Annotated in this window: 10 protein-coding genes; 5 read left to right on the top strand and 5 right to left on the bottom strand. The window is 65.0% G+C overall.

What is annotated here, in order from left to right; translation table 11 throughout:
* The coding region (locus tag AC1DT2_RS10600; protein WP_477296161.1) for a glycoside hydrolase family 15 protein at positions 1–706 on the top strand (706 nt) is incomplete at its 5' end.
* Here AC1DT2_RS10600 and AC1DT2_RS10595 read toward each other — a convergent pair.
* The 3 genes from AC1DT2_RS10595 to AC1DT2_RS10585 all read right to left on the bottom strand — a co-directional run bounded on the left by AC1DT2_RS10595 (position 703) and on the right by AC1DT2_RS10585 (position 3,832).
* Positions 703–1,893 carry a DUF1501 domain-containing protein gene (locus tag AC1DT2_RS10595; protein ID WP_477296160.1) on the bottom strand — a complete coding sequence of 397 codons (1,191 nt, stop codon included), beginning with the start codon at positions 1,891–1,893 and terminating at the stop codon, positions 703–705. The two genes, AC1DT2_RS10600 and AC1DT2_RS10595, sit on opposite strands and share 4 nt — an antisense overlap.
* Positions 1,894–1,901: 8 nt before the next feature.
* On the bottom strand, positions 1,902–3,410 hold the full coding sequence (locus tag AC1DT2_RS10590; protein ID WP_477296159.1) for a DUF1800 domain-containing protein: 1,509 nt from the start codon (positions 3,408–3,410) through the stop codon (positions 1,902–1,904).
* 122 nt (positions 3,411–3,532) lie between these two features.
* Complete coding sequence (locus AC1DT2_RS10585; protein ID WP_063572435.1) at positions 3,533–3,832, bottom strand: hypothetical protein; 300 nt, start codon at positions 3,830–3,832, stop codon at positions 3,533–3,535.
* Between the two features lie 98 nt (positions 3,833–3,930).
* Between AC1DT2_RS10585 and AC1DT2_RS10580 the strand changes: the two genes are divergently transcribed.
* Complete coding sequence (locus tag AC1DT2_RS10580; protein WP_213948437.1) at positions 3,931–4,527, top strand: class I SAM-dependent DNA methyltransferase; 597 nt, start codon at positions 3,931–3,933, stop codon at positions 4,525–4,527.
* A gap of 4 nt (positions 4,528–4,531) precedes the next feature.
* Here the strand turns inward: AC1DT2_RS10580 and AC1DT2_RS10575 are convergent, their stop codons facing one another.
* The gene (locus AC1DT2_RS10575) at positions 4,532–5,314 is read right to left on the bottom strand and encodes a lysostaphin resistance A-like protein (RefSeq protein WP_477296158.1); all 783 of its coding nucleotides are present in this window, start codon (positions 5,312–5,314) and stop codon (positions 4,532–4,534) included.
* Between the two features lie 120 nt (positions 5,315–5,434).
* Here AC1DT2_RS10575 and AC1DT2_RS10570 point away from each other — a divergent pair, with 120 nt between their 5' ends.
* Positions 5,435–7,012 (top strand): hemolysin family protein, encoded by a 1,578-nt coding sequence (locus AC1DT2_RS10570; protein WP_477296157.1) that lies wholly within the window; start codon positions 5,435–5,437, stop codon positions 7,010–7,012.
* 80 nt (positions 7,013–7,092) lie between these two features.
* Here AC1DT2_RS10570 and AC1DT2_RS10565 read toward each other — a convergent pair whose 3' ends face one another.
* Positions 7,093–7,521 carry an MAPEG family protein gene (locus tag AC1DT2_RS10565; protein WP_477296156.1) on the bottom strand — a complete coding sequence of 143 codons (429 nt, stop codon included), beginning with the start codon at positions 7,519–7,521 and terminating at the stop codon, positions 7,093–7,095.
* Positions 7,522–7,630: 109 nt separating this feature from the next.
* Between AC1DT2_RS10565 and ypfJ the strand changes: the two genes are divergently transcribed.
* Together ypfJ and AC1DT2_RS10555 are read left to right on the top strand one after the other, a co-directional pair.
* A complete protein-coding gene (gene ypfJ, locus AC1DT2_RS10560; protein WP_477296155.1) occupies positions 7,631–8,503 on the top strand; it encodes a KPN_02809 family neutral zinc metallopeptidase in 873 nt (290 codons plus the stop codon).
* Positions 8,504–8,515: 12 nt separating this feature from the next.
* On the top strand, positions 8,516–8,860 hold the full coding sequence (locus AC1DT2_RS10555; protein WP_477296154.1) for a YkgJ family cysteine cluster protein: 345 nt from the start codon (positions 8,516–8,518) through the stop codon (positions 8,858–8,860).
* Positions 8,861–9,037 lie beyond the last annotated feature (177 nt).

Here is a 9,037-nt window from a genome sequence, read left to right as displayed (position 1 = left end):
GGCGATAAGCCGCTCCGGCTGGTTGCACGTGGTGCGCATGGTCGATCACGTGCGTCGCCATTGGAAGGAGGCCGATGAGGGCATCTGGGAGATCCGCGACGCGAAACGTGAGTTCCTGCATTCGCGGCTGATGTGCTGGGTGGCGCTCGATCGCGCGGTGCGTCTGGCCARCAAACGCTCGTTGCCCGGTCCCATCGTCGAATGGGCGGCCGAGCGCGACCGTATCGCCGAGGACATCTGGACCCACTTCCGGCATCCCGAACACGGCCATTTCGTGCAGGCGAAGGGCGGCACCGACCTGGATGCCTCCCTGTTGATGATGCCGCTGGTTCGTTTCGTGTCAGCCACCGACCCGGTCTGGCTCGCTACCCTGGACGCCATCCGCGACCAGCTCACCGACGACGGCATGGTATTCCGTTACCGCAACGACGACGGGCTGGAGGGCGGCGAGGGTGCGTTCACCACGTGTACGTTCTGGTACGTGGAATGCCTGGCGCGCGCTGGTCGTCTGCACGAGGCGCGCGAGATCATGGCGCGCGGCGTACTGTATTCGAACCACCTCGGGCTGTTCTCCGAAGAGCTGAGCCTGCGGGGCGAACAGCTCGGCAATTTCCCTCAAGCCCTGACGCATCTTGCGTTCATCAGCGCGGCGTTCTATCTGGATCGACAGCTGACCGACCCCGACGGACAGACCTGGCAGCCCTAAACGAGCTGCAAGTCGCGTGGCTTCGCTCCCGGGAACACCTTGGCGAGGTCGGCATCGGACAGCCCGTACGTGCGGCGCATCAGACCGCCGAGCACATCGCGGTAGTTGTTGAGCACGGGGTAGTCGCGGTTCTGCAACAGGCTCCCCGCGTTCACCGCGACCTGTTGACCGGCGACACGACCGCCGTTGACCTTGCCGCCGAGAACCCAGTACGTCGTGCCGTGACCGTGATCGGTGCCCTTGTTCCCGTTCTCACGGAAGGTGCGCCCGAATTCAGATACGACGACGACGACGGTGTTATTCCATTCGGCCTCACCGAGGCCATCGGCAAAACTCGCAAGTCCCTGCCCGAGATTGTCGAGGTTGTTGGCGAGCTGACCATCGGCTCCGCCCTGGTTCACGTGGGTATCCCAGCCGCCCACATCCACGAAGCCGAGCCGGAAGCGATCGCGCATGAGCGTGGCCATGCGCTGGCCCTGCTGCGCGAAGCCGCGTGCGTTAACCGCGCCGCGGCTGGCAGCGACCATCTCGGTCTGCAGATCCTGCGACACCTGCTGGCGAAGTTGCAGTCCGTCGGTAGCCGCTGCCTGCAACGACGTGCCCTCGTACATGCTGGCAAGAATCTTCGACTGGCGGTCGTCGAAAACCGCCTTGCTGCCGCCCTTGAGTGAGATGTTCGGGATGTCGCCGGCACCGCGGAACGATAGCGGCAAGGCATCCGTGAAGGCGATCGGCGGCGAGCCGCGCAAGACGCCCGAAAGACGGCCCATGAACCCCGAGCCGTAGTTGCGTGCATCTGCCGCTTCGCCGGCTTCGATATTGTCCTGGGTCTCGAAGTGACTGCGTGAGAGATCGTCTGTGCCCGAGAACGGAATGAAGGCGAGCTGGCGCTTATCCCACAAGGGGCCCATGGAGGCGGCGAGTGCCGGCGTGAGGCCCCAGTTCGCATCGAGAGCACGAACGGCTCTCGGATTGCCCGTATCGGGCTTCGCCAGCGCGATGCTGGGCCGCGATTCGTAATAGAAATCGCTCGAATAGGGCACGAGCATGTTGTTGGCGTCATAGCCACCGCGGAGGAATACCAGCAGGAAACGCGGTGACGATGCGGGCGCGGCAAACACCTTGCCACCCAGCATGAGGGCGGGCACGGTAGCGGTGGYGGCTAGCAGGAACTGGCGGCGATCCATGGGAGGCCTCAGTGGTAGTTGAAGTCGGGGGACGAGAGCAGGAAGGTGTTCCATTCCTGCTGCGACGTGGCCTGGGTGAGCGCATCGCGCGTCTTCGGTGCCAGGTACGGCTCGATGGTCGCGTAGTAGGTCGGTGTGGTCAGCTGCGGAAAGCCGCCGCGTGTATGGGTGCCGGCTTCGTCGAGGTCGAACAGATGGTTGGCGCCGCTACCGATCGATCTCGCGATCTCGAAGCGCTTGGCCACCTGGCCAGAACTGGACCATTCCGAATCGGTGGTCGGCCAGCCATCCGGCGTGATCCGGCCGAACGGTGCCTGGCCGAGCTGGTTGATCCAGTTCACCAACGGGCGCGGATTGGCGACGGGCTTGCCGTCGTAGGCCAGGCGCATCGTCGAGACAAGGAACTGGGTCGGATCTTTGTAGCGCTTGCCCAGCGACGCCGTGAACGCCTTCGACGTCAGCATCGTGTCCATGACGGCGGCGATATCGCCGTCCGTGTGACGAAACGTCTTGGCCATGGCCTTGACGAGCTCGGGCGGCGGATCGTTGGCGACGAAGTACTGCGCCAGCTTCGTCGAGATGAAGGTCGCGCACGCCGGCTGGCTCACGATGAGGTCGACGGCCTTCTCCACTTCGTCGAAGCCGCCGCCCTTGATCGGTTTGCCGAGCAATAGCTTGTCGCTGAAGTCGTGACGGTTCGGATTGAACTCGAAGACGCCTTCCTGCACGTAATACGCTTGCATGTCGGGCTTGAGCTTGCGCGGCTGGCCGTCGAAGTTCACGCCCACGCCCGTGAGGATGCGTGCGAGGTTCTGCACGTCGTCCTGGCTGTAGCCGCTACCAACGCCAAGCGTATGCAGCTCCATCAGCTCGCGTGCGTAGTTTTCGTTGATCTTGTCGCGTGCGTTCTGCACGTTGTCCAGATACTCCAGCATGGCGGGGCTCTTCAGCGTGGCCATGACCAGGTCGCGGAATTTGCCCAGCGCATGCGGCCGGATGGTGTTCTGCGCATAGTCGGCGACCACCCAGCGCACACGACCCTTTTGCTGGAATACGCTGAAGTGGTTGAGCCAGAACCAGACCATCTGCTCGCGCAGCTGGTTCTCGTCGTAGATGGCGTAGAGCAACTCGGTCGCCTGTGCTTGCTGCGCGTACTCGTTGCCCTGTTTCTGCAGGGCCTTCTTCGCTTCCTGTTTTCCATCGCCATCGGGCATGGCGTTGATATCGCGGTACTGGTCGCGAACCTGCGCCACCAGGGTCGCCATGGGTCTCCTGGTGACATCGAAGCCGTCGATCTGCGCGCGCACGTCGGCAGGAAGGCCATCGGCTTTGGGATGCAGTTGCCGGTCGAGGAAACGCCGCCGACCGAGGTCGCGGTAGCTCGCGATGGTTGCCGAGTCCACACCAAAGGTCACCCGGTCCAGCCAGGCGACGTCTTCCTTCGACAGGGCATCGTCGCGCGCCGCGGCGGGCAAGGCGACGAAGGCGAACAGTACGGCAGCGGCCAACGCTCGCATGGAACCTCCGGTTTCGGTGTCGCTACACCTTAAACGGGAGCCGGCGCCGAAGGTTTACCGCCACCTGACCGCAAGAACCTGTGACCTGGCCCGCTGCCGCGGGATCGCCGATGAATCGGCTCCTACATTTCTATTTCGTCGTCGCCGATGAATTCGATGGCGGCCTCGCGGTTGCCGGCCGTTTCCTCGGCGACCTCACGCACGCGCTCGCCGACTTTATCGTTCGGCACTTCGACCTCAACGGTGAAGGTGCGGGAACCGACATCGTCGGATAGTTCGCTCGAGCTGGAATCGTCGCGGACGCCCATGCCGAAGTCGTCGATCTCTTCCACGCGTTCCACGCGGTCGATGCCGTGGATGGCGGTGACGACGTCGTCGAAGATGTCGCGGTCGCCGGTAATGCGGAGCTGGATGCGGGGCATGGGGTTCTCCTCGATCAATGACCTCCAATGCTGCGGCCGGGCATGTATGCCCGAAGTGTAGGCCCGGCTAACATGGGCGTTTTCGGCGGCTGTACACCATGCCCAAGTCCTACGACCAGGCCTATTTCGACAAGTGGTACCGGAGTGCGGACCACGCTGTGGGCTCGCCTGCCGAGCTTAACCGCAAGGTCGCCATGGTCCTCGCCCAGGCCGAGTTCTATCTTGGCCACCCGGTACGCAATGTTCTCGACATCGGTTGCGGCGAGGCACCCTGGCGGGCCGTCCTGCGGAAGATGCGGCCCGGGATCGAATATCGCGGGCTCGAGGCAAGCGAATACGCCGTGGCGCGTTACGGCCGCTCGCGAAACATCGGCTATGCGCGTTTCGGCCAGCTCGCCGAGTTGCGCTTCGATACCCGCTTCGACCTGATCGTCTGCACCGATGTGCTGCATTACCTCAAGCCCGCGGAAATCCGCGCCGGCCTGACTGGTATCGGCGAAATGCTAGAAGGCCTGGCCTTCCTGGAGCTCTATACACGCGAGGACGATCCCGGTGGCGATCGCGAGGGTTTCCTGTCACGACCGGCCCGCTGGTACCGGGCCGCGTTCAACGAGGTGGGGCTGCTTCCCGTCGGTTCACAGTGCTATGCCGGGCCGCGTCTGTCTCGCCACGTGGCATCGCTCGAGACGCTCTGACCCCTCAGGTACTGAAGAACCAGCCTGCCGTCGCCAGCGCATTGTTGGCGGCGTGGGCCACGAAGCCGGGCCAGATCGACCCGCTGCGCACCCGTAGCCATGCGCAGAAGACACCGACCAGGATCAGGTTGGGCACCGCATACCAGAGCCAAGCCAGATCGGGCAGGTGCACCGCGCCGAAGACGATGGCGGAGATCGCGATGGCCCAGCCGTCACCGAGGCGCGTGCGTAGCACCGAGAGCAGCGCACCGCGGAAAAGCACTTCCTCGACCAGCGGGCCGACCAGCACGACGGCCGGGAGCAGGGCGACCCGCATGCCGACGTGCGCGCGATCCGCGATGTCGGTCACCGTCTGGCTCACGTCGTGGTCGCCCGCCAGGAACTGCGTGAGCAGGCCGCCCAGCAGCGGCGCGAGGATGCCGAGCGCCGTGCCGATCACCACGTAGCGCCCCGGCGGCTCGGTGAAGCCGAGACCACCGCGGCCGCCGTCGACCGTTTTTGCCGCCCAGCGTCGCACAATCCATGTTACGACGACCCCCGCGGCGCACAGGAGCGTAAGGATCACCACCACGATCAGCCGATCGGGCTGGTCCGGCACGGCCGTGGGGAAGGTCCGGGCGATCAGCTGGGAGGCGCCCCCGAACGCGCCGCCGAAGCCCGCCTGCAGCGCGAAGTAGGCGAGGATGGTCGCGGCCGTCTCGATCGTCCCGGGCGTTCGTGCCGGCACGTCGGAGGGGGTGGGGGCGGTGTCCAGGGGAGCGGAGGAAGGCGAGAGATCGTGAGGCATGAGCCACCGTAGCCGACGGCATGGGCGACCGCAACGGCGCTTCTGGCACAGACCGTCATGTGCCCCCTGTATAGTGTTGCGTCCCTTCCGGAGGAAACCGGGCGCCTTCCGCGCCGACCCATGTTCGCTTTCGACTGGCTTGCCGACCCTTCGGCCTGGGCGGGTCTTCTCACGTTGATCGTGCTGGAGATCGTTCTCGGTATCGACAATCTCGTCTTTGTCGCGATCCTCGCCGACAAGCTTCACGCCCGCCAGCGCGACCAGGCGCGGCTCATGGGTCTCGGCCTGGCGCTGGTGATGCGCCTGTGCCTCCTCGCCGCCATGTCATGGCTGGTCACGCTCACCCGCCCGTTGTTCAGCTGGAACGGCTTCGGCCTGTCCTGGCGCGACCTGATCCTCGTGATCGGCGGCGCCTTCCTGTTGTTCAAGGCGACCCTGGAACTGCACGAGCGCCTCGAAGCCGACGATGACAACGACGGCAAGGCCGCGCGCCGCGCCAGTTTCTGGCTGGTCGTGGCGCAGATCGTCATCCTCGATGCCGTGTTCTCGCTGGATTCGGTGATCACCGCGGTCGGCATGGTGGACCACCTGTCGATCATGATGATCGGCGTGGTCATCGCGATGGGCCTGATGATTACGGCGAGCAAGCCGTTGACCGTGTTCGTCAACGCGCGCCCGACGATCGTCATCCTCTGCCTGTCCTTCCTGCTGATGATCGGCTTCAGCCTGATCGCCGAAGGCTTCGGTTTCCACATTCCCAAGGGCTACCTGTACGCCGCGATCGGCTTCTCGATCATGATCGAGGCGTTCAACCAGACCATGCGGCGCAATCGCCGGCGATCGCTGCTGGTGGGTGGCCGGATCATGCGTGACCGCACGGCGAAGGCCGTGCTGCGTCTGCTGGGCGGTGCGCCGGACGACGAAGGCGACAACGGCAAGAGCACGCCTGCCACCGAGACCAACGACACGAGTGTGTTTGGCAAGGACGAGCTGGAGATGGTGCAGGGCGTGCTCGACCTCTCGCAGCGTCCGGTCCGCTCGATCATGACACCGCGTACCGAAATCGTCTGGGTCGATCCTGGCGAGGACCTGCAGACCTTGTTGACCGAGGCACGCGAGTCGTCACATCACTGGATGCTCGTCGCCAACGGCGATCTCGACCAACTGGTCGGCGTCGTATCGTCGCGCGACCTTCTCGCCAGCCTTGCCGACCACGGGCGCCTGGAAACCGAACGCGTCGTGCGCAAGCCCATCACGGTGCTCGAGTCGCTCAGTGTCCTTCGCCTCATCGACGAATTCCGTCGTGCGCCGCTGCAGGTGGCTCTGGTGGTGGACGAATACGGCAGCATCCTCGGCTTGGTGACACCGGCCGACGTGCTTGAAGTGATTGCGGGTGAATTCCCCGACGAGACCAGCGAGGGCGATCCGTCAGCGGTGAGTGAGCCGGACGGCGCGTGGCTGCTCGACGCAAGCCTGGATGTGCGTCGTGTGGAGCACCTGCTCGGCCACCGGCTGCCGGGAGCCAGTGACGGCAACTTCTCCACCCTTGCCGGTTTCGTGCTGCAGCAGCTGGGCCGTCTGCCCAGCGCCGGCGACCGCTTCGAAACCGACGGCCTCGCCTTCGAGGTCACCGCGATGGAAGGCGCCCGCATCCAGCGCGTTCGCGTGCTGGCACTGGCCCGCGACGACGAGGATTGAGGAATATCCTGTGGGAGCCGCTTCAGCGGCGATTGCCAGGTTGCCGCAAACCCCATCGCCGGCATAGCCGGCTCCCACAATCAGCCAGCGGCGGCTTCCTCGGCCGGCGCCGCATTGTTCTCCATGATGGCCATGCCGATCCCACCGGCCGCCATCAGCATCAGCACTGCCCAGGCGATCATCGACACCATGTAGCCCGGGCCGCGGCGAGAGGCTTCGCGTGCATAGGCCCAGGCGTACCAGACGCGGCCGACGAGCCAGATCAGCCCGGCGATGCCGGCCCATAGCGGGTCGGCGTATTGGGCAGCCAGCCAAAGCGCGGGGATGAACATCACCGCGTTCTCCAGGGTGTTCATCTGTACCCGCCAGGCGCGTTCGAACGCCGGGTCGCCGGAGATGGATGGCGCCTTGATGCCGTAGCGGTGACGCGCCCGGCCCACCATCCACACGGTGGCGAACATCAGGAGCAGGGTGAGCAGGGTGACGACGGCGGGGAGCTGACTGGTCATGAAACCTATCCGGAGGAGCGTATTCAGCCGCCGAGTCTAGCGGTTCTGGTCCATGCGATCATGCCGACCGTGTCTCGCTCCGGGGACACACCCATGGGAGGAGGGCGCCATGCTCTGGCAAAAAGGCCGTAGAAGCGACAACGTGGAAGACGCGGGTGAAGGCGGTGGTGGCGGAGGCCCTTCCTTCGGAGGGCGGGGTCTCGGCATCGGCGGCATCATCATCCTGGCTATCCTTGGCATGGTGTTCTACAAAGACCCCACGGCTCTGCTCGGGCAGGGCGAGCCCGGTGCGGCACCCCAGCAGCAAACGCAGTCGGCACCGCACCAGGCGGCGTCCAGCGACCCCCAGGTGGACTTCGTCCGAGCCATTCTCGGCGAGACCGAAGACACCTGGGGCGAGATCTTCGCCGCCAACGGCCAGACCTACGAGCGGCCGAAACTGGTGCTGTTCCACGGCGGTGTGCGTACAGCCTGTGGCTCGGCTTCCTCAGCGGTGGGACCGTTCTATTGCCCGGGCGACAAGAAGGTCTACCTCGATCTGGATTTCTTCCAGACCATGCAGCAGCGGTTTCATTCGGCGGGCGATTTCGCTCGTGCGTATGTCATTGCCCATGAGGTTGGCCATCACGTGCAGAACCTCGTCGGCGTGTTCGACAAGGTGAGCGATGCGCGTCGTCGTGGTGCCCGTATGGAAGGTGCGACAGGCCTCTCGGTAAGGCAGGAACTCCAKGCCGACTGCTTTGCCGGTGTCTGGGCCAACAAGTCTCAGCAACGCCAGCAGTGGCTGCAGTCCGGCGATGTCGAGTCGGCACTCAACGCGGCCACCGCCATCGGCGACGATACGTTGCAGGAGCAGTCGCAAGGCAGGGTCGTGCCCGACTCGTTTACGCACGGCACCTCGGCGCAGCGCGTGAAGTGGTTCAAGACGGGTCTCGCATCCGGTGACATCGGCAAGTGCAACACTTTCTCCGGTTCGATCTGACACAAGCGACGTATGACCCATCCCTGTCTTCTCTGTGGCGCGTGCTGCGCAACGTTTCGTGTGGCCTTCCACTGGATGGAAACCGATCTCGCCGGCGGCATCGTGCCGTCGGCGCTGACCGAGAACCTCGATCCGCACCGGGTCAACATGCACGGCACCAACGCCTATCAGCCGCGCTGCAAGTCGCTGGTAGGCGAGGTGGGTGTGGCTGCGCACTGCGGCATTTATGAAGTGCGTCCGTCGCCCTGCCACGACCTTCAGCCTGCGTGGGAAAACGGGCAGCCGAGTCCGCAATGCGATAAGGCCCGGCTGAAGCACGGCATGCAGCCGCTGACGTTGGCTGATTTCGGGCGCTGACTTGCCGCTGGAACGAGGCGGACCGCCCGCTTTGCGTGCGCATGTTTTAGCGGCGTTCGCCGCCTCACGCCTGTGTCCGTGGCGGGGCCGCGAGGGGCAAGGCCCTTGGGGCCGCGGCGCAGCTCTTCGAGACGGGCCGTAGCGCCTCTTTCGCATTCCGTGGGGACTGAGCGGCCC

The organism is Luteibacter sp. P4_E6, from assembly GCF_056401535.1.
The sequence above is the reverse complement of the archived record's forward strand: the minus strand, read 5'-3'. Positions and strand labels throughout refer to the sequence as shown.